The 20,693-nt window shown below is 63.6% G+C and carries 18 protein-coding genes; 12 read left to right on the top strand and 6 right to left on the bottom strand.

Annotation, left to right across the window (positions count from 1 at the left end):
• Nucleotides 1-75 precede the first annotated feature (75 nt).
• The 5 genes from IEV75_RS01870 to IEV75_RS01850 are packed head-to-tail and all read left to right on the top strand — an operon-like array spanning nucleotide 76 to nucleotide 3,109.
• Complete coding sequence (locus IEV75_RS01870; RefSeq protein WP_233351712.1) at nucleotides 76-744, top strand: TetR/AcrR family transcriptional regulator; 669 nt, start codon at nucleotides 76-78, stop codon at nucleotides 742-744.
• Complete coding sequence (locus IEV75_RS01865; RefSeq protein ID WP_188450841.1) at nucleotides 741-1,355, top strand: dihydrofolate reductase family protein; 615 nt, start codon at nucleotides 741-743, stop codon at nucleotides 1,353-1,355. Before IEV75_RS01870 ends, IEV75_RS01865 begins: the two co-directional genes overlap by 4 nt.
• Before the next feature lie 33 nt (nucleotides 1,356-1,388).
• Entirely contained in the window at nucleotides 1,389-1,805 is a 417-nt protein-coding gene (locus IEV75_RS01860; protein WP_188450840.1) for a VOC family protein, read from the top strand.
• Nucleotides 1,806-1,839: 34 nt separating this feature from the next.
• Entirely contained in the window at nucleotides 1,840-2,196 is a 357-nt protein-coding gene (locus IEV75_RS01855; protein WP_188450839.1) for a DUF1428 domain-containing protein, read from the top strand.
• 13 nt (nucleotides 2,197-2,209) lie between these two features.
• Nucleotides 2,210-3,109: a VOC family protein gene (locus IEV75_RS01850; RefSeq protein WP_188450838.1), complete on the top strand. Its 900-nt coding sequence runs from the start codon at nucleotides 2,210-2,212 to the stop codon at nucleotides 3,107-3,109.
• A gap of 77 nt (nucleotides 3,110-3,186) precedes the next feature.
• Here the strand turns inward: IEV75_RS01850 and IEV75_RS01845 are convergent, their stop codons facing one another.
• Complete coding sequence (locus tag IEV75_RS01845) at nucleotides 3,187-4,272, bottom strand: ferritin-like domain-containing protein (RefSeq protein WP_188450837.1); 1,086 nt, start codon at nucleotides 4,270-4,272, stop codon at nucleotides 3,187-3,189.
• A 244-nt stretch (nucleotides 4,273-4,516) separates the two neighbouring features.
• Between IEV75_RS01845 and IEV75_RS01840 the strand changes: the two genes are divergently transcribed.
• Complete coding sequence (locus tag IEV75_RS01840; protein WP_188450836.1) at nucleotides 4,517-5,650, top strand: TraB/GumN family protein; 1,134 nt, start codon at nucleotides 4,517-4,519, stop codon at nucleotides 5,648-5,650.
• A 2-nt stretch (nucleotides 5,651-5,652) separates the two neighbouring features.
• On the opposite strand, the gene IEV75_RS01835 is transcribed toward IEV75_RS01840, so the two are convergent.
• Genes IEV75_RS01835 through IEV75_RS01825 form a run of 3 tightly spaced genes read right to left on the bottom strand, consistent with a single transcriptional unit; the run spans nucleotide 5,653 to nucleotide 7,941 of the window.
• Nucleotides 5,653-6,618, bottom strand: coding sequence for a sterol desaturase family protein (locus IEV75_RS01835; RefSeq protein ID WP_188450835.1), 966 nt, complete (start codon nucleotides 6,616-6,618; stop codon nucleotides 5,653-5,655).
• Complete coding sequence (locus tag IEV75_RS01830; RefSeq protein ID WP_188450834.1) at nucleotides 6,602-7,081, bottom strand: hypothetical protein; 480 nt, start codon at nucleotides 7,079-7,081, stop codon at nucleotides 6,602-6,604. Before IEV75_RS01830 ends, IEV75_RS01835 begins: the two co-directional genes overlap by 17 nt.
• A gap of 44 nt (nucleotides 7,082-7,125) precedes the next feature.
• Nucleotides 7,126-7,941: a PIG-L family deacetylase gene (locus tag IEV75_RS01825; protein WP_188450833.1), complete on the bottom strand. Its 816-nt coding sequence runs from the start codon at nucleotides 7,939-7,941 to the stop codon at nucleotides 7,126-7,128.
• A gap of 90 nt (nucleotides 7,942-8,031) precedes the next feature.
• On the opposite strand from IEV75_RS01825, the gene IEV75_RS01820 reads away from it, so the two are divergent.
• Entirely contained in the window at nucleotides 8,032-8,907 is an 876-nt protein-coding gene (locus IEV75_RS01820; RefSeq protein ID WP_188450832.1) for a glycerophosphodiester phosphodiesterase family protein, read from the top strand.
• A gap of 289 nt (nucleotides 8,908-9,196) precedes the next feature.
• Here the strand turns inward: IEV75_RS01820 and IEV75_RS01815 are convergent, their stop codons facing one another.
• Complete coding sequence (locus IEV75_RS01815; RefSeq protein WP_188450831.1) at nucleotides 9,197-11,896, bottom strand: TonB-dependent receptor; 2,700 nt, start codon at nucleotides 11,894-11,896, stop codon at nucleotides 9,197-9,199.
• A 152-nt stretch (nucleotides 11,897-12,048) separates the two neighbouring features.
• Nucleotides 12,049-12,489, bottom strand: coding sequence for a hypothetical protein (locus IEV75_RS01810; protein ID WP_188450830.1), 441 nt, complete (start codon nucleotides 12,487-12,489; stop codon nucleotides 12,049-12,051).
• Between the two features lie 163 nt (nucleotides 12,490-12,652).
• Between IEV75_RS01810 and IEV75_RS01805 the strand changes: the two genes are divergently transcribed.
• The 5 genes from IEV75_RS01805 (at nucleotide 12,653) to IEV75_RS01785 (ending at nucleotide 20,693) form a co-directional block, all read left to right on the top strand.
• Complete coding sequence (locus IEV75_RS01805) at nucleotides 12,653-13,807, top strand: PQQ-dependent sugar dehydrogenase (protein ID WP_188450829.1); 1,155 nt, start codon at nucleotides 12,653-12,655, stop codon at nucleotides 13,805-13,807.
• A gap of 116 nt (nucleotides 13,808-13,923) precedes the next feature.
• Nucleotides 13,924-15,243, top strand: a complete 1,320-nt coding sequence (locus IEV75_RS01800; RefSeq protein ID WP_188450828.1) for a serine hydrolase domain-containing protein — start codon at nucleotides 13,924-13,926, stop codon at nucleotides 15,241-15,243.
• Complete coding sequence (locus IEV75_RS01795) at nucleotides 15,243-16,847, top strand: GMC family oxidoreductase (protein ID WP_188450827.1); 1,605 nt, start codon at nucleotides 15,243-15,245, stop codon at nucleotides 16,845-16,847. Before IEV75_RS01800 ends, IEV75_RS01795 begins: the two co-directional genes overlap by 1 nt.
• Nucleotides 16,848-16,880: 33 nt before the next feature.
• The gene (locus IEV75_RS01790; RefSeq protein ID WP_188450826.1) at nucleotides 16,881-18,302 is read left to right on the top strand and encodes a coniferyl aldehyde dehydrogenase; all 1,422 of its coding nucleotides are present in this window, start codon (nucleotides 16,881-16,883) and stop codon (nucleotides 18,300-18,302) included.
• An 81-nt stretch (nucleotides 18,303-18,383) separates the two neighbouring features.
• The gene (locus IEV75_RS01785; protein WP_188450825.1) at nucleotides 18,384-20,693 is read left to right on the top strand and encodes a penicillin acylase family protein; all 2,310 of its coding nucleotides are present in this window, start codon (nucleotides 18,384-18,386) and stop codon (nucleotides 20,691-20,693) included.

The raw sequence follows: 20,693 nt of genomic DNA, 5'->3' as shown, positions 1-20,693 counted from the left end.
GCTTTCCTCCGCCCGTTGAAGTCATCCTGTCTTCCGGGCTTGCAAACATACCAACCGGTTGGTATTTATTCCGGCATGAACACGCCGAACCCGCCCGAACCCGCCCGCCCCACGCGCATTCCACGCGGCGAAGCACGCATACGCCTGCTGGATACGGCGCTAAGGTTGATCCGCGAGCAGGGCTTTGCCGCCACAAGTGTTGATGCGCTGTGCAAGGAGGCGGGCGTCACAAAGGGTGCCTTCTTCCACCATTTCGACAGCAAGGAAGCGCTGGGAGCGGCTGCCGCCGATTACTGGTCGGAAACGACCTCGGCCATGTTTGCGGACGCGCCCTATCACGCGCCGCAAGACCCGCTCGACCGGGTGTTTGCCTATCTCGACTTCCGCGCCGCCCTGATCGATGGCGAGATCGCCGGGTTTACCTGCCTTGTCGGCACGATGGTGCAGGAGACCTATGGCTCCAGCGACGCGATCCGCGCGGCCTGCAACGCCAGTATCACCGGGCATGCCGCCACGCTGGAGGCCGACATTCAGGCCGCCATGGATATGCGCGGCGTTGGCGCGCCCTTTACCGCCCAGAGCCTCGCCCTCCTCACCCAGACCGTCCTCCAGGGCGGGTTCATCACGGCCAAGGCCGCTGGTCACAAGGGACCGGCCCTTGATGCCGTCGCACACCTCAAACGCTATTTCGCCTTCATTTTCGAGGGCAGCGCCACGCGCGCAGAGGACAGGAGCGCCGCATGAGAACGATCCGGATCATCGAGCACATGTCGCTGGACGGCGTGATCCAGGCCCCCGGCGGCCCGGATGAGGACATGGATGGCGGCTTCGCACATGGCGGCTGGGCCTTTCATCACTTTGATGAGGCAGTCGGTGAGGCGATAGATGCCGCCCATGGCCAACATTTCGATGTTCTGCTGGGCCGGCGCACCTATGACATCTGGGCGGACTACTGGCCTCACCAGACCGGGCCAATGGCCAATCAGCTCAACGCCGCACGCAAATATGTCGCGACGCACCGGCCGGACAGCCTTGGCTGGGGACCGGCGGAAGATCTTGGCAGTGACATCGTGCAGGGCATCCGCCGCATCAAGGCGGGCGACGGTCCCAATCTCATTGTCTGGGGCAGCTCGACAATCACATCCGCCCTGATCGAACACGGACTGGCTGACGAGGTCATGCTCCTCATGTTTCCGGTCCTGCTCGGCAGGGGCAAGCGCGTGTTTTCGGACACGGCGGCGGCCACCGGGCTGACACTGATCGCTTCAAAGCCCGCCGCATCCGGCGTGGTCATCAGCACTTACAAACCGGCCGGACCTGCACGCACCGGCAGCTTTGCAGAGACCGATGAATGAATCCCGCCCACTTGAGAAAGAGAACCGCTGCCCATGGCTGATCTCACGACATCCATCACCAATCCCGAAACCACCAAAGGGGTTATCCCTTATCTCGACATGGGCGGAAAGGCGCTGGAAGCGGCCGCCTTCTACGAGAAAGCCTTTGACGCGAAGATAATCGGTCATGTGCCGGGCCAGAGCGCGGGCCGCGTCGCCCACTGCCAGATAGAGATCAATGGCGGCACACTGATGATGACCGACCATCGCGACGCGGCCGCGGAGCGTGAGGGCTTTCACCTGCAGATCGTGGCCGGAGACGCGCAGGCGCGCTGGGACCGGGCGGTCGAGGCAGGTTGCGAGATCGTCATGCCCTTCGAGATGCAGTTCTGGGGCGACCGGTGGGGGCTGGTGCGCGACCCGTTCGGGATCCAGTGGGCGTTCAACGAGGCCGAAGGCTGCGGCGCATAAACACACTATTGGCAAACAGGGAAGGACAGGAACCATGAGCTATTACGTACAGGGCTTTGTTCTGGCGGTGCCCACCGCCAACAAGGACACCTTCATCAAGCATGCAAAGGAAGCTGCCGAAATCTTCAAGGAATATGGCGTTCTCAAATGCGTGGAATGCTGGGGCGATGATGTGCCGGACGGGGAAGTGACCTCCTTTCCGATGGCCGTGAAGGCCAAGCCGGACGAGACGGTGGTCTTCTCCTGGTATATCTGGCCGTCTAAAGCGGCGCTGGATGCTGCCATGCCGAAAATCATGGAAGACCCGCGCATGGACCCCGCCAACAACCCGATGCCCTTTGACGGCAAGCGCATGATCTATGGCGGGTTCGTCCCCGTGGTAGACCTCTGACGGGAGACAACCCATGATCCGTATCAGCGCCTGCATCTGGTCGGACGGCTGGGTCGAAGAGGCCGCCAATTTCTACACCGGCCTCTTCCCCGGCGCCTCCATCGGCGAAACAGCGTACTTCTCAAAGGAGGGCTTTGAGCATCACGGCCAGCCGGACGGCAGCGTGATGGTGATCGAGCTCACGCTCGGCGGACAGGCCTTCACGCTCCTGAATGGCGGCCCGGTATTCACGCCCAACCCCGCCATGTCCTTCTTCGTCTTTATCAATGACCGGGCGCAGATCGACCGGCTGTGGGCGGCCCTCATCGAGGGCGGCAAGGCCATGATGGAGCTGGGCAGCTACCCCTGGTGCGAACATTATGGCTGGGTGGAAGACCGCTTTGGCGTCAGCTGGCAATTGATGACGGCCGATCCGGGCGAGCTGGGTCAGGTGATCGTTCCGGCCCTCATGTTCACGCAAGGCGCAGCCGGAAAGGCCGAGGAGGCAATGGCGCGCTACGGTGAAATTCTGGGCGGTTTCAGGCCTGTTGAGGTGAACCACTACCCGCCGGGCACTGGGGTCAATGAAGGCCTGCTGATGCACGGCCAGTACAAGATCGCCGGTCAGACCTTCATCGCCTTTGACTCGCCAAACGATCACGGTTTCGGCTTCACGCCGGGTCAGTCACTGCAGGTGTTCACCGCAGACCAGAAAGAGACCGATCGGGTATGGAATGCGCTCACCCGCGTGCCCGAAGCCGAACAGTGCGGCTGGCTCGCCGACCGCTACGGGCTGAGCTGGCAAGTCATCCCCGAAGGCGCGACAGGCTATATCAACGGCCCCGATCCGGCGGGGCGCAGCCGCGCCCGCCAGGCCATGTTCGCCATGAAGAAGCTGGATATCGCGGCGCTGAAGGCGGCATATGAGGGGTAAGGCCTGACCCTCATCCTGAGGGCGAGCGCAGCGAAGCGTCTCGAAGGACGAGGGCAAAGTGGTACCGGGTGAGCCCCCTATTCCGCCAGCCCGGCGACCGCGTGGACGTAATCGCTGCGCGCCTTGTTGGCGTCGATCTGCGCGGCGATGCGCTCATCTTCATCCTGCAGGGTTTGCGGGTCCAGCTCGGCATAGTGCAGCACGCCCATATCCTCATAGGCCTTGCGGATACGCGGTCCCCACAGACCGATATCCTTCACGATCGGCACAATGCGCTGGAAGAGCAGCGTGCGGTAGAGCTTCACGATCTCGGAGTTTTCCACGAACTCCTTGCATTCGGCCGCCGGCAGATCGAGCACGTCATAAAGTTCGTGGCTCTGGGTCATGCGGTCACGCATGAGATAGCAGGCCTCCACCAGAAACTCCTCGCGCTCGTCACGCTCTTTCTGGGTCAGTTGAGGGTAGTAATCGCGAAGCGAGAGCCGCCCGAAGGCGACGTGCCGGGCCTCATCCTCCATGACATAGGCATTGACCATGCGCGCCAGCGGGTTCTGCGCCAGATCGCGTATCGTGCCGAAGGCGGCAAGTGCCAGCCCCTCAATAACCACCTGCATGGCGAGATAGGTCACGTCCCAGCGCGAGTCGCGCAAGGCGTCATTGACCAGCTCCTGCAAGGGATCGGTCATCGGATAGGCGACACCGAACTTGCCCTGCAACAGGCGATAGGCCTCCACATGGCGGGCTTCGTCCATCACTTGCGTGGCGGCGTAGAATTTCGCATCAAGATCGGGAACTGACGACACGATCTTCGAGGCGGCCAGCAGCGCCGCCTGCTCGCCCTGCAGGAACTGGCTGATATTCCAGGCCTGCGTATGGCGGCGCAGCTCGATGCGTTCCTTCTTGGTCATCTTGTTCCAGACATCCGAACCATAGATCGCCACCGCCTCGTCGGGCATCTGCATCGGGTTTTCCGGATCGAGCTCCTGCGTCCAGTCGATGCGGCTGAGCGCATCCCATTGCATGTCCTTGCCCTTCTGGTAGAGGTGCATCAGCGTCGTGCGGCCCTCATCGAAGCGCCAGTCAAACACCGCGTCGAACTGCTGGGGCACGTGCCAGTGATCATCAATCCCCGGCATCGGATACAAGTCGCGCAAGGCCGTCATCGCTTCAGCTCTCCTCCTTAGCGGGAAGCCGGTGCAGCGCGTGCAAACCCTGCCGGGCGCTGCCCGGTCCTCGTCTGTGGCGGGTGAACGCCGTTCACCCGCTGATCAGAGCATGACTCCGGGAGGGCCTCCCTGTCTACCCCTGACTAACCAGTCAGTGAAAATTCATGGACTCGAATTCACTGGCGGGCCGGACCGGGCGCGGGCAAAGCTGCGCCATCGCCTCCCCGGAACCGGAGTGACCATGCTGCGCGTGCTTTGTGCTGTCTTCATCCCGCTTGCCATCGGCTCCGCCGCACTCGCGGCGCAAGCCACATCAGCCGACGAACCTGTCACTACAGAAGTGATTGTGGTGCGCGGTGAACGATCCGGCCCCCAGCTCTGGCGCGTGCACCATCCAGACCACACCGGCGAGGTCTATGTCTTCATCACCGTCCCCTGGCTGCCGGCAAGCCTTGAATGGAATGAGCGCCCTGTCGCCAGCGTATTGGAGGAGGCAGGCGAGGTCCTGACCGAGTTCGAGGTCAATTCCGGTGCCGTCGGCACGGCGCGCATGGCCGCCATGATGCTGCGCACCATCACCTTCAGCCGCAGCCGGATCATGATGCCCAGGGGCACGACGCTGGCCGACCGGGTGGACGCGGCGCTGGCGGCGGATTTCTACCGTGCCAGCGCTATCGCCGAAGAACGCAACCAGAGACGCCGGGACCTGCAGCGGGCGGCCCGGCGCGGCGATGGAGACATGAGCGCAGAGGCCCTGCTGGATGAGCCGGAAGAGGCGGCGCTCGCCGAGCGCCTCGCCAATCTGGAACCTGGCCGGATGCATCCCTTCTTTCAGGCAATGACGTTGATAGGCAGGGCCGCCGAGAGCGTTGATCTGGAAGGCGCATCGGCCATTGAAGGCCGCGTGACGCGCCTGGCCCGCCGCAACCGTGTGCCGGTGCGCGCCGTGCAGAGCTATGATCTGGCGGTATCGGACATTTCCGCCGTCATCCGCTCGGTGCAGGATTTCTCACGCGAGACCAACGAGATCTGCATATCCGAAGCCGTGACTTTCGCCACTTCCGATCTGCCCTCGGCATGGATCAGCGCGCAGGCCTGGGCGCGCGGTGACGTGGACACGTTGCGCGGCTTCGCCAGCCGCCGTGCCGGGATGGAATGCCAGCACGCCATGGAGCGCGAGATGGGCGGATTTCGTACCTTCGGCGGCGCGACGACCAGCGATATCGACTATTCGGGCATATGGGCCGCAGCCATTGGCGAGGCGGTAAACTCCGGCGGCGTCACGCTGGCCGTGGTCGGCGCAGCAGGCTGGCTGTCAGACGACGGTATTCAGGCCCGCCTTGCCGCAACTGGCTACGTGGTGGAGGGGCCGTGATCCTATTCGGCGGGCGCCGCTGCCGGCTGGGCGGCAGGCGCCTCGCGCGGGCTGGCCGGGCCGGTCTCGCCGCGTCTTGCCGCCTGCTCCTCGGCCCAGCGCGCCTTGATGATTTTCGAGCTCTCACGGCTGCCATCGGGCGACCATCCGGGCGGGCCGAGCCAGTAGCCAAGCGCATCGCGTAAGGACCTGGCCGAAGACACGTCTTTCACGATGCCCACCCATTCATGCAGGCAGATGCGGATCGGGTTGTAGGTGCCCAGATTCTTCACAATACCGTAGCGGCACTTCTCCTCGTCCAGCTCCTTCTGGAAGGTGCCGAACATCCGGTCCCAGATGATGAACACGCCTGCATAATTGCGGTCGAGATAAAGCGGGTTCGTCGCGTGATGCACCCTGTGGTGCGAGGGCGTGTTGAACAGCCATTCGATGGGCGCGGGCAGGCGCTTCACCGCCTCGGTATGGATCCAGAACTGGTAGACGAGATTGAGCGCGCCGACAAAGGCCACCATCGCGATGGGGAAGCCCAGCAGCACCAGCCAGGAGCCGAAGAAGATGAACTTGAAGGTGAGCGGGCTGAGCCAGGGCTGGCGAAGCGCGGTCGACAGGTTGTAGTGCTGGGAGGAGTGGTGGATCACATGATCGGCCCACCACCAGCGCACGGTGTGCGCAAAGCGGTGCGACCAGTAATAGAGAAAATCGTCCAGCACGAAGCAGATGACAAACGCCCACCACGCCCAGCCTATGTCAAACAGGGCGAAGCGCTCGATATAGGCGAACCAGGCGAGCGCGATGAAGCCGAGCAGCACGCCCGAGACGGTATTGCCGAGCCCCATGGCAAGGCTGGCGGCGGTGTCCTTCGGCTCGAACTCGGCCTTGCCCGTCATGCGCGCATAAATCATCTCCGCGACGATCAGCGCGACGAAGAACGGAATGGCGATCAGGATGGGATCAGGAAGCTCGGGCATGACCCTCTCCGCGTGTTTGGGCTTCACTCTGGCGGACAAAGCGGCGCAGACGCTCGCCCCATCCCTGCGCTGACGCGTCATCAAGATCGATAGTCACGCGCGGCAGGGTGAAATCGTTGAAATGGATGTGAAAGCGCGGACCGTCCGCCTCCAGCCGGTCAATTTCGCCGGGCCGTATCACGCGTGTCACGCAGCGGTTCGCGCGGGCCAGCACCAGCCCCAGCCTTTCCTCGCCCTGTTCCATCACCAGCGCAGCGAGCCCGCTGGCCGACACCACACCCTCGCCCGCACGAAAGCCCACCACGTCTTCCTCCAGGCGCTGTGAAGGCAGGGCAGTATCGTCAAAGCGGATATCCTGCCAGCCGCCAATCAGCCGGTTGAGCACGATGAGACCGCTCACCGCGAGGGCGGACACAGCCAGTACGGCGAGAATGGCTAGAGGGCTATCATCCATGCGTCCCATACTTGCTGTCTTTGCCGCCGGAGCGCAAGCCGCTGAGCGTTCACTCAGTCAGTTGCATCCGCGAAGGCATAGTATTCGCGCGTCCAGAGCGCATACATCACGCGCGGGCCGATGCCATAGGTCGCCTGCAGATAGCGCGACTGGCTTTCATGGATGCGCCAGGCACGCTGCTTGTCACGCGATGGTGACGGCACGGCAAAGTCCGGATCGGGCTGGATATCGGCTATCAGCCGTCCGCGTTCACCGCCAAACCGGCGCAGGCCCGGGCGCGGGGCGAGCACATAGACAAGGCGCGGCGCATCCTGGTCCAACGTCTCCACTGCCTGCCGGGTGGCCTCTCCAATGGCCATGTGATCGGGGTGGAGCGAGATCGCGCTTTCAGGATGGAAGGTGATGACAGCAGAGGGCCGCGTGCGTTCAATCTCCGCGGCGACGCGCTCCACCAGCTGATCGAACGGGCGTGAGCGCAATTGGCCGTCACCCAGATCGAGAACGGTGTGAGAGGCGACACCCAGCGCGAAGCCGTGCTTTCTGGCTTCCGCCTCGCGCACAATACCCAGATGCGGCTGGTCCACGACAGGCGGATATTGCGTGCCGGCCTCGCCGCGCGTGGCGGTAAAAAGATGGACCGGCACACCTTCGGCCACGCCGCGCGCCATCAGCGCATTGGACGTGATTTCGTCATCGGGATGGGCAAACACGAACAGCAGTCCGGCCTCGCCCAGCTCGCCGCGCAGATCGATGAGGCGTTCAACGCCCGGTTCGGCAAAGAGCGAGCGGGCAATCATCAGGGCGGCGAGCGCGGCCACCAGAACAATGCCGGCAAGGATACCGGCCCCGATAAGGATGATACGCGCCATAGACCCCGGTCCTTCTCCCGCTCCTGCCCGTCACCTGACTGACATGCCTTCATGCCATATCCTAACCCCGGAACCGGGCGGGGAGGATAGATGATGCGCGGTATGCTGATCACATTGCTGGTTCTGGCGGCAGCCTTCGGGACAGCCCTGCTCTGGCCCGGCCCGGAACCGGTCTCTCACCCGTGGCTGGAAAGCAGGGCGGACGAGCGCACAGAGCGCATCGCCCATGGCGGTGGTCTTGGCCGGGCACCCGCCAACACGCTCGCCGCGCTGGAACGGGCGGTTGCCGACGGCGCGGACGTGCTGGAGGTTGATGCCCAGCTGACCGCCGATGGCGCTCTGGTGCTGATGCATGACGACACGGTCGACCGCACCACGGACGGTACCGGCCGGGTGGACGCGTTGACGCTGGCTGAAATCCGCACTCTCAACGCTGCCTTCGGCTATGAGGGCGAACCGGCAGAGCGCTTTGCCGCGAACGGCATCACCGTGCCGGCGCTGGCCGAAGCCTTCGAGGCTTTCCCGGCCATGCGCTGGATTGTCGAGATCAAGCCGGACACCGAGGAGGCTGCGCGCGTGATGTGCGAGACGATCCGGGAAGCGGGCATGGAGACGCGCGTGCTCGTCGGTTCCTTCCATGACAGTGCCATGAGGCATTTTCGCGAGGCCTGCCCGGAAATCGCCACCGGCATGGCCCGCAACGAGGCTTTCAGCTTCTATGTGATGGCCCGCCTCGGCCTCGCCAAATTCCACCCCACTCCGGCGCAGGCCATGCAGCTGCCGCCCCGCGCCTCCGGCCTCGACGCTCTCCATCCGCGCCTGATTGAAGCCGCCCGTGCGCGCGGCATCGCAGTGCAGGTCTGGACGATCAATGATCCTGCAAAGATGGAGACATTCATCGCCCGCGGCGTCGATGGCATCATCACCGACCGGGTGGATGTGATGCGGAACGTCCAGGGGGAGTAAATTTTCTCCTGATACCTGAAACCCCGGAACCGCGAAGCGATATCCGGGGCCTCTATCAGAATGACACTGCGCCAGGTCCCGGATAGCGCTGCGCGCTTCCGGGAGTTCAGAAACTGTGGTTTGGGAACGGCGAAGGGCCGTGAGAAGAGCGCGAACGCGCGCCCGCAGCGATAGCGAGCTTTAGCGAGTGGCAAGCGAGGACCGACCCCACGGATGTGGGGGAGGACCAAAAGAAAGGGCCGGGAGGTTTCCCTCCCGGCCCTGCCCTGTCCCCCGAAGGAGAAAGGTTCTAGAAGCGTGCCCGCAGCGTGAGGCCGTAGGTACGCGGATTGCTGGGATAGGAGTTCGTGCTCGGACCGATAGTCCCGACCGAGAAGAACGTACCGCGGTAGTAGGTCTCGTCCGTGAGGTTGCGGCCCCAAAGTTGCAGCGACCAGGCACCATCCTCGGCACCGATACCCACCGAGCCGTTGACCAGCGTAATGGCGTCCTGCTCGAAGCTCGGCATGGCTGCCAGCGCACCGTTGAGGTTCTGGCTCGAGACGTAGGACGTCTCGCCGCGCAGACGCAACTCAAGCCCGTTGCCCAGAGGCTGGGTATACATGGCGGTCAGGAAGCCGGTGAATTCCGGCGAGCCGCGATCAACACCCGACAAATCGTTGAAGCGTCCCGTGAAGCCGTTCTGGTTGACGCGGGTTGCCAGACAGTCCGCAAACAGCGGATTGCCCGCCAGACCCGGTTCGGTCAGCGACGAGGTGCGCGGGCAAGGCCCGAATTCGTAGCTTTCATAGCGGTTCTGGAACAGCCAGGTGAAGCCGCCGGCCAGCACGAGGTTCTGTGTCGGGGCAAGGGTTGCCTCGACCTCGAGGCCGCGCACCGAAATCTCGCCGGCATTGTCGAGATAGAAGCCGCCGCCCACGAAGACTTCCGTCTGGAAGTCCTTGTTGGTCTGGTCGAACAGCGCGATGGCGTAGACCATACGGTTGTCGAACGCCGTACCCTTCACACCCACCTCGATATTGAGCGTGGTCTCTTCCTCGAACTGGAAGAGGCCGGTCGCGGCCGAGTTGGAGCTCAGCGAGAAGCCACCCGGCTTGTAGCCGGTGCCGACGCTCAGATAGGTGTTGAGCGTATCGCTCCAGTCATAACCGAAAATGATCGAGCCGGAGACGTTCTCGTCGGTCCGCGAGCCCGGCGTGAACGGCGCGTTGACCACGTTGAACTGCAGGCCCGACCCCTCGATCAGCGGCAGCAGGAAGTTGATGGCCGGATTGGCCGCCTGTGCCGGGGTGAGCGGAACCGCCGGATTGAACGGAGCGCCCCCGGCGGCAAGGATTGCCGGTACGAAGAAGGCGCACGTGTCGCCGATCGGACTCGGGGGCGGCCCAGGGTTAAACGCAAGACAGGTTGCCGCACTCGGCAGACGCAGATCCTGACCCAGTGCCACCGCATCCAGCTGCGAGAACGGATCGTTGATCGTCACGTTCGGCGTATAGTCCTTGGTCTCGCGTGAATAGCGAAGGCCGGCCGTGATCGTGAAGCGGTCGGTGACCCGCCAGTCCACCTGGCCAAACGCCGACCAGGCCTCGGTATCGTAGTTATACGTCTCGTTGACCAGGCCCTGACCCGCACCGAGATAGCCATTGGCAGGCACAATCGGAATGGCATTGCCCGACGGCGTCGGAGCCAGCGTGCCAACGCCAGTGGCATTATTGCCGCCAATGATCGTGTTCATGATCGCCGGAATGCCCGAACCGGCCCCAAGGCCGAGGCCAGCCGCCAGCGCGGCGACGGACGGATCGAGCGAGGAGGCGAGGTTGGCAAAAGCCGCCAGCTGCGAGCCGTAGGGCGTCTCGTTCTGGAAGGTCAGCTCGTTATTGTAATAGAACAGGCCAGCCATCCAGTCGAAATTCTCGCCGCCATTCGAGGCGATGCGGAATTCCTGGGTGAAGGCATTATAGTCCTGATATTGCTGACGGGCACCGGCCGCATCGAGCGTGGTGAAGTCAGCGTCGATGACCTGATCTTCCTCATAGTTCTGATAGGCCGTGATCGAGGTCAGCGTGAAGCCGCCGAAATCATGGTTGATCTCTGCCGACAGCCCCCACGTGTCGACCTGGGTAGCCAGCGGGCCGTTAATGGCCGTCGTGCCGTCATGCGGGTCGCCGGACGGGACGACCGCGCCTAGCTGGTTGAACGCAAAGAGCTCGGACGGAGCGACATTGGAGAACGGCGCCGCGCAGCAATTCTCGTCAATATTGCCGGCGCTGGCGATGATGCGGGCCGTCGTGGCGCCGCCGCTATCCCACAGCAGCTGGCCGCGCGCGCTCCAGCGGTCGCGATTGTTGAACTCGCGCCCGTCAACATTGGTGATGAAGCCGTCACGCTGATTGATCGAGCCGTCGAGGCGGAAGGCGAGTTGGTCGGCTACCAGCGGACCGGTTACCGTCGCGCCAACAACACGGGCGTTGTAATTGCCGACCGTCACTTCACCCTCGGCGCCGAACTCGAATTCGGGCTGGCGGGTGTGGAAGCTGACAACACCGGCAGGCGTGTTACGGCCGAACAGCGTGGATTGCGGACCCCGGATGACCTCGACGCGCTCAAGCGACAGGAAGTCGTTGATCGACGCGCCCTGACGCGGAACATAGACGCCGTCAATGAACACACCGACCGACGGTTCGACGCCAGGGTTGAACGAGGACGACCCCAGAGAGCGGATATTGAAGGTCTGGTTGGTGGATGCGGCAAACTCGCCCACGGTCAGAGACGGCACGAGAGTCTGCAGATCGGCTGCGTCGCGGATCTGCGCCTCGGAAATCGTTTCGCCGGTAACTGCGGTTACCGCGACGGGCGCTTCCAGCAGTGTCTGCTCGCGCTTCTGGGCTGTAACGGTGATGATTTCGACTTGCGCCTGGGCAGCGGTGCCGACAAGGCCAGCGGCCAACGCGGTCGCACCGAGCACGGCGGCTCTTGAAAAACGCTTCATTGGGTTCCTCCCCCTCTGGATATGTTCAGCCTGCGGATTCGCGCGTCCACTTGGCTCCGGTGCGCACTGTAGGCGCGATTTCACGGGTTTGTCATCGGGTCTTTAGTGGTCTGTCAGTCAAGTGCGGCATTCCCGTCACACTCATACGGAAATTAACCTTGGCGGTTTGTGATCCGTGCGTAGAACACACCCGCGAGCGCGCCGCAGACGGCTTGCGAGATTTCGCCGGCCAGGCTGCGTGCGCCCGCAATCACGGGAACGCCGAAGAACACCTCGCGCATCAGCATCAGCATGACAAACATGCACACTGCCCCGGCCGCCGCGTAGACCAGGGTGCGCGGCAGAGGCGCGAAGCGTACCACCAGCGCGCCGGCCAGGAAGGCGATGAGGAAACCGATGAGGATGAAGACCAGATAGAGCGGGCCGAGGCCGGCGATATCGGCCAGTGTCATCGATATCCGGTCTCCGGTGGAAATCTGCGCGCCAGCCCGCGCCAGCGCGGACAGGACGAACTGTGTCTGCACGATGACGCCCGCCAACGCCATGAACACGGCGGCGAGCACGACTCCTAGCGGGTATCTGAACCATGCCATGCGGCGCCTCCCCATTCTCGTGTCCGGCGGACATCTCGGTTTGCCATTTCCCGGGAACCGTCTTGGTCAATGGCTGATTTGCGGCCATGATGCCCCGCAAAGCGCCGCGTGGCCAATCTCTGTTTTTGCGCGGACGCATTTTTAACGCTCAGGGGTCAGGCTCATGTCAATACGCGCAATCTATCGTTCCGCCCTTGTCATCTGCGCGCTCGGTCTTCTCGCCAGTGGCTGTGCAGACAATCGCCAGGCGGTGGAACTGCCTGAGCCGGCCACCGGCCACGCCGTCCTTGTGGAGACGGTCATTGAGGGGCTGGAGCACCCCTGGGGCCTCGCCTTCCTGCCCGGCGGCGGCATGCTGGTGACGGAACGCACAGGCGATCTGCGGCTGATCCGCGATGGCGCGCTGGCGGAAGAGCCGGTCAGCGGCGTGCCGGAGGTGCTGGCACTCTCGCAGGGCGGCCTGCTCGATATCGCCTTGCCGCCCGACTTCGAGACCAGCTCGCTTGTCTACCTCTCCTTCGCCAGCGGCACGGCCCAGTCCAACAACACCGCGCTCTACCGCGCGCGCTACGAGGATGGCGCGCTGCTGGATGGTGGAGTGATCTGGACCTCGCAGATGAACAAGACCGGCGGCGCGCATTTTGGCGGGCGCATCGCCTTCATGGATGATGGCACGCTGCTGCTCACGCTGGGGGACGGGTTCGAGTTCCGCGAGGAAGCCCAGAATCTTGAAAACCATTTCGGCACGATCGTGCGGCTGAACCCGGACGGTTCACCGGCGAGCGGCAATCCGCTGGCGGGAGAAGACGGCGCGCTTTCCGATATCTGGACCTATGGCCACCGCAATGTGCAAGGCATCGCCATCGACCCTGCGACCGGCATTGTCTGGGCGCATGAGCACGGGCCGCGCGGCGGGGACGAGCTGAACATTATCGAAGGCGGCAATAATTATGGCTGGCCCATCGTGACGGCGGGCCTTGATTATTCCGGTGCGCGCATCTCGCCCTTCACCGAACACGGGCAGGACTACACCGCGCCCTTGCGCGAATGGCTGCCGGATTCTATCGCGCCGTCCGGCCTTGCGGTCTATCGCGGCGAGGCGTTCCCCAACTGGAATGGCGATCTTCTGATCGGCGCGCTGGCCGGACAGGCCCTGCACCGGGTCCGCGTAGAAAACGGCCAGGCGATAGCGGAGGAAATCCTGCTGGCAGATGAGGGCGCGCGCATACGTGATGTGCGGGTCGGCCCTGACGGGCTGGTCTATGTCCTCACCGACCATGCCAATGGTGCGGTCCTGCGTCTCTCGCCGGCGGACTGACACACCGCTCAGTGAAGGGGCTGGCCTTCGGGCCGTGAAAGGTGTTCACTTCCCCCAAACACAAGGCTGCGGAAACGGATTCGCTCGCGGCACTTGGAACATTAGGGGAGGCGCGCATGAAGCGTATTCTGATCGGCCTTTTGGCCGTTATCATTGTTGCCGGTCTGGTGGCTGCCGGCTGGTACTACCGGCCCTGGTCGGACTTTTCACCTGCCAGCGTGCGCGCGCTCGATGACCCCGAACAATATGTGACCACCTTCCAGCGCATGGATGAAATCCTGCCCAGCGCCACCATCGCCGCGGCGGCGCCGCAAGCCCTCCCGCGCAATCTCCAGCCCCTTGATGTCAGCTATGAGTGGGAAGGCGAGACCCGAACGCTCGACCAGTATCTGGAAAACGGCCGTGTCACAGGGCTCACCGTTCTGCGCAACGGCGAAATGATCCACCAGCGCTTCTTCCACGGCGCGGACGAAGCCACCCGCTTCACCTCATGGTCGGTCGGCAAGAGTTTTGTTGCCACCCTGATCGCCATGGGCGTCGGCGAGGGACTAATCGAAAGCCTCGACGATCCGGCAGAACGCTATGCGCCGGAATATGCAGGCACCTATTACGGGTCGGTGTCCTTGCGCCACCTCCTCATGATGTCGGCGGGCGTGGATTTCAACGAGGAATATTCACCCGACCGCCCGTCCGATGTGCGGCCCTTCTTCTTCAACGCTTTCATCCTGGGCCGCAGCCCGGACCAGCTTGCCAGCGCTTTTGGCGCCAGCGATTCTGTGCCCGGCGAGCATTTCCACTATGCCAGCACCAATACGCAGGTTCTCTCCGCCGTTGTCCGCAATGTGTTCGGCGGCTCGCTCGCCGAAGTGGTGGAGGAGCGCCTGTGGACGCCGCTCGGCATGGGCGCGGACGCGACCTGGCTGCAGCATGTGCCGGGCGATCGCGGCGTCGCGGTCGGGTATTGCTGCCTGCAGGCGACCAGCGAGGACTATGCCCGCATGGGTCAGTTCTATCTGCAGGACGGGGTGTGGAACGGGCAGCGCCTTCTGCCCGAAGGCTGGGTGATGGAGGCCACACGCCCGGTCTCGCCTGCCCATGAGACAGGCGCGACACCCGCCTATGGACCGCGCGGCTATGGCCTGCATTTCTGGATCCCTGAAGGCCATGACGGGGAGTATTTCTTCGCCGGCGTCTACGGCCAGTATATCTGGGTCGATGAGCGGCGCGGCGTCGTCATCGCCCAGAATGCCGGTAACCCGGCCTGGGGGCGTCTCGGCTCGGAGGTGTTCGCCGTTATGCGCGCGATTGCCGAAACGGTCTCGCCGCTTCAGGTGGAGCCGGAACCGGTCGAGGATGTCGAGGAACCTGCTCTGGATGCTCCGCTGGGTGTCGAGGAGGAGCCTCTGGAGGAGGCAACGGAAGAGGGCAGCGAATAATGTCCGCCGCGTCCGTGTACGATTATGTGATCGCGGGCGCGGGCAGCGCCGGGTCGGTACTGGCAGCCCGCCTGTCCGAGGACCCGTCTGTCACGGTCTGCGTGATCGAGGCGGGCGGCTCGGACAGGAAGGCGATCATTCAGACACCCATGCTCTTGCAGTTCGCCATCACCGAGCCCTCCATCAACTGGGACTACTGGACCGAGCCGCAGAAAAACCTTCAAAACCGCAAGCTCTACTGGCCGCGCGGCAAGACGCTCGGCGGCTCATCCTCCATAAACGCCATGCACTATATGCGTGGCGCGTGGGAAAATTACGACGAGTGGGAGAAGGCTTACGGTGCTACCGGCTGGGGCCGCGAGGCGGCGCTCGAAGCCTTCAAGCGGGTGGAGAACAACGAAAACCATGGCGAGCCCTGGCACGGCAAGGGCGGGCCGCTGAACGTCAAGTCCATCTCCCCGCTCAACCCGCTGACCGAGCTTTATTACGAGGCCTGCCGCCGCCGGCAACTGCCCTGGAATGACGATTTCAACGGCGAGAAGCAGGAAGGTTTCGGTGTCTATCAGGTGACCCAAAAGGACGGCAAACGCTGCTCGGCGGCGGACGCCTTCCTGAAACCCGCCATGACGCGGCCAAACCTGACCGTCATCACGGGCGCGCTCGCGCGCAAGGTGATTATCGAGGAAGGCCGGGCGACCGGCATCGAGATCGAGACCGAAAGCGAGACTTGTGTAGTCAGCGCCCGCCGGGAAGTGATCCTGTCGGGCGGGGCGATCAACACGCCGCACTTGCTTATGCTGTCTGGCATCGGGCCGGCGGACCATCTGCGCGAGCACGGCATATCGGTCGAGGCCGACATGCCCGGCGTCGGCGCGAACATGCAGGACCATCTCGATATCATGGCACGGGCCTCCACGCGCTCGGCGAAATCCATCGGCTATTCGCTGAAGAAATTCCCGGCGACGGCGCGCGACGTACTGCAATGGGCCGTCACCGGCACCGGCAATTTCACGGTCAATCCGGTGCAGGGCTGCGGGTTTGTCAAATCCAGCCGGGCAAAGGATTTGCCCGATATTCAACTCGTCTTCATCCCGGCACGCGGCTCACCCCATGGGCGTGAGACCATGACCGGGCATGGCATGATGATCCATGCCTGCCACCTTTATCCGCAAAGCCGGGGCAATCTTCGCCTGAAGAGCGCCGACCCGCGCGATGCCATCCTCATCGATCCCAACTACATGGATCATGAGGAGGATGCGGAGGTGATGACCGACTGCCTGGAGATCGCCCGTGACATCCTCTTGAGCGACGCCTTCGACGGCGAGTTCAGGGAGCTGGAACTGCCTGCAAAGGCCGATGGCACGCGCGCGGAGCTTCTCGATCATGTGCGCGCCAACGCCGAGACGCTCTACCATCCCACTTCCACCTGCGCGATGGGATCGGGCGAGCTTGCCGTCACCGATCCCGAATGCCGCGTGCGCGGGGTGAAAGCCTTGCGCGTTGTTGATGCCTCGGTGATGCCGCGCGTGGTCGGCGGCAACACCAACGCCCCTACCATGATGATTGCGACACGCGCCGCCGACATGATTACCGCAAGCGCCTGACACCTTTCTTTCCCGGAGCCGAGGAGTAAACCGATGAGTGATGCCGCAGCCCGCCAGATCGAGCGGATGAAATCGGTCTTCGACGCGCAGAAATCGGCCTTCAGGGCCAGCAAGGCCCGCCCCTATGGCGAGCGCAAGGCCGATCTGGAAAAGCTTGAGGCCATGGTGAAGGAAAAGGCCGACGCCTTCGCCGCCGCTGTATCAGCCGATTATGGCCGCCGCTCGGCCGCGGAGACCCAGATCGCCGAGATCGGCTTTACCCTGGCGACCGCCAAGCACACCCGCCAGAAACTGAAAAGCTGGATGGCAGACCGTTCGGTTCCCGTACCGATGACGCTGGCGCCCGGCAAGGCCTATATCCGCCGCGAGCCGAAGGGCGTTGTTGGCATTGTCGCGCCGTGGAACTACCCGATCCAGCTGGCGCTGGCCCCGCTGGTGCCAGCCCTTGCCGCCGGGTGCCGGGTGATGATCAAGCCGTCCGAATACACGCCGCGCGTGGCTGACCTCCTGAAAGAAACGCTTGGCAGCCTTTATTCGGAAGACCATGTAGCGGTCATCACGGGCGGGCCGGAGGTGGGCCAGGCTTTTTGTGATCTGCCCTTCGATCACCTCTTCTACACCGGCTCCACCCATGTCGGACGCATGGTGGCGCAGGCAGCGGCGAAGAATCTCACCCCCGTGACGCTGGAACTGGGCGGCAAGTCACCCACCGTCATCGCGCCCGATTTCGACATTGAGGAAGCGGCGAAAACCATCGCCTGGGGCAAGTATTTCAATGCCGGCCAAACCTGTGTAGCGCCGGACTATGTGCTGACCCCCAAGGGCAGCGAGCAATCCCTCGCCGACGCGATCATTGCCAATGCAGGCAAGTTCTGGCCCGGCCCGGACAGTAATGACGATTATACCGGCATCGTCTCGGAGCGGCACTACAAGCGCATCACCGACATGGTGGAGGAAGCGCGCAAGGGCGGGGCGACCGTGCTGCAGGTTCCGAGCGAAAGCGGCACAGGCGGCAATCATCATGCCTTCCCGCCCACCGTGGTGCTGAATGCGCCTGCGGACTCAAAGCTGATGACCGAGGAAATTTTCGGTCCCGTATTGCCGGTGCTGGGCCATGACGGCCTTGAAGAGGCCGCACGCTTCATCAATGAGCGCGACCGGCCACTCGCGCTTTATGTCTATACAAAATCGAAGGCGACCGCGCAGAACTTCCTCGACAAGACCATGTCAGGCGGGGTGGGCGTCAACGTGCCCATGCTGCACCTGTCGGTCGAGGATTTGCCGTTTGGCGGCACCGGGGCGTCAGGCTATGGCGCCTATCATGGCGAGGAGGGTTTCCGCACCTTCTGCCATGAGCGCAGCGTGTTCCATGCGCCCGTCTGGCATCCGATCCGCCTGATGGCACCGCCTTACGGAAAGCTGTTTGAATTTTTCAAGAAACTGCAGGCGGGGTAAGCGCTCACCGCTTCCCACACGCTTTCAGCTTGATAAGCTCGCGCCGCTTGCGGGCGCGGGGCCTGAGTCGAGGGGGCTATCATGGTGAAATGGATTGTGCGCGGCGTCATCGGCGTTGCGGCGTTGGTTTTGATCCTGGTGCTGGCCGTAACCGGCTGGGCAGGCTGGCGCTTTGTGGGCTCGCAGCCGCGTCTTGAGGGCGAGATCCGCCTTGAGGGCGTAACCGCACCTGTAAACGTGGTCCGCGACCAGTATGGCGTTGCCCACATCTTCGGCGAGACCGACGCCGATATCTATTTCGCCCTTGGCTATACCCATGCCGCCGAACGCTTTTTCCAGATGGACCTTTACCGGCGCACGGCGCAGGGGCGTCTGTCGGAGCTCTTCGGCGAGCGCGCGCTGCGCGCCGATATCCGCGCACGCACGCTGGGCTTTCCCGAGGCCGCGCGCCATGCGCTGGCAAACCTGTCTGACGAGGCGCGCCTTGCCATCGAGGCCTATGTCAGCGGCGTGAACGCCCGTCTCGAACAGGGCAATCCGGCGCCTGAATACCTGTTTTTGCGCACCCGGCCGGAGCCCTGGACGCTGGCCGATTCCGCCTCTGTGGTGATCGTGCTGGCTGACGATCTGGCCGCCGGCGAAGGGGAGGACCGCGAGCGCGCCCGTGCATCACAAGTGCTCGACGGCCTGATGCTGGAACAGTTCCTTTCTGCCTTCCCCGACTGGGCGCCAACCACGCTGAAAGATGACGATATCAATGCCGCCTTCGGCGCCATACGGCGCGAAAGCCTGCCACCGCCTCCCGGCACCCAGCCCGATAACGAGCCCGGCTCCAATGCGTGGGTTGTCTCAGGCAACCGCACCGAGACCGGCGCGCCCTTGCTGGCCAATGATCCCCATCTCGGCCTGTCGGCACCCTCCATCTGGTATTTCACCCGGCTGAATCTCTCCTTCGGGCCGGTGCTGGGCGCATCCCTGCCGGGCACGCCCTTCATCACGCTGGGGCGCAACGCCCATGGCGCCTGGGGCTTCACCAATACCGGCTTCAAGGTCATCGACCTGTTCGAGCGCGACCCTGAGACCGTCCAGCTCAACACCCGTATCGAGACCATTGAAGTCCGCGGCCAGCGCGATCCGTTCGAACTGACCGTACGCGAGACCGCCGAAGGTCCGGTACTCGATCCGCAATGGTTCGACCTCACCGGATTTGATTCCGAAGCCCTCGTGGTACGCCGGTCCACGGTGTCAGACCCAGATAACCGGGTTGCCGATGCCACATTCTCGATCATGCGCTCTACCGGCTGGCAGGAGTTCGTGGAGGCCGGACGCGGCTGGACCGCGCCGATGCAGAACATGCACTATGCCGGCGTGGACGGCACGATCGGCTACACCACGGCCGGGCTGCTGCCGATCCGCGATGAGGATGGCGAATGGACAGGTTTTGTCCCCTTCGAGGAACTGCCGCGTATCGCCAATCCGGCGGGCGGCTCCATTGCCTCGGGCAATAATTTGCCTGCGGGCGCCGCCTATCCCTATCCGCTGCCCGGCCGCTATGCGGTGCACCGCGCCGTGCGCATCGAGGAGATGCTGGCCGAGCGCCGCCGCCATTCGCTGGAAGGCTTCATGACCATGCAGATGGACGTCACCTCTGCGCTGGCACAGGCCATTCTGCCGGCCTTGCTGGCAGCCCAGCCCGAAAGCGAGCTGGGGCTTCAGGCGCTTGCCCGGCTGGAAGGCTGGAACGCGTCGCTGGACGCCGATGGCCCCGAAGGCCTCATCCTGTCGGCTTGGCTGCGTGTGCTGACCGAATCTGTCTGGGCCGATGAGCTGGGCAGCATGGCGCGCTATTTCCGCGGCCCCCGGCCTGTCTTCGTGCAGGAGGTGCTCACGGGCGATGCCTCGTCCTGGTGCAACAATGTCACGACCACCCCGGTGGAAACCTGTCCCGTCATTGCCGGACTGGCGCTCGATACCGCCATGGCCGAACTGGCGCGCACCAATGGCAGCGATATCTCCAGCTGGCGCTGGGGCGATCATGCGCAGGGCTATTTCGCCCACCCGATGGATTCCCTTCCCCTGCTGGGAGACATGTTCGGTGTGCGCGTGCCCGTTGGCGGTGACGGCACCACGGTGAATGTCGCCAATTTCAGCTATGCCGGCGAGGGCTTCGACATTGTTCATGCCGCATCCCTGCGGGCTGTCTACGATCTGGCAGACCTCAACAATTCGCGCTTCATCCACGGGCCCGGACAGTCGGGCCATCCGCTCTCGCCGCATTATCGTGACTTGGCGGCGCTGTGGTCACGCGGCGAGTACTTCCAGATCCGCGATGACTGGACGCCTGAGAGTGCGCCGCAAGGGTCACGCCGGCTGACGTTGAGGCCGAACTAG

This window comes from Glycocaulis albus, from assembly GCF_014639075.1.
In the GTDB taxonomy this organism is placed as follows: Bacteria; Pseudomonadota; Alphaproteobacteria; order Caulobacterales; family Maricaulaceae; genus Glycocaulis; species Glycocaulis albus.
This window is presented reverse-complemented; position numbering and strand designations above follow the sequence as displayed.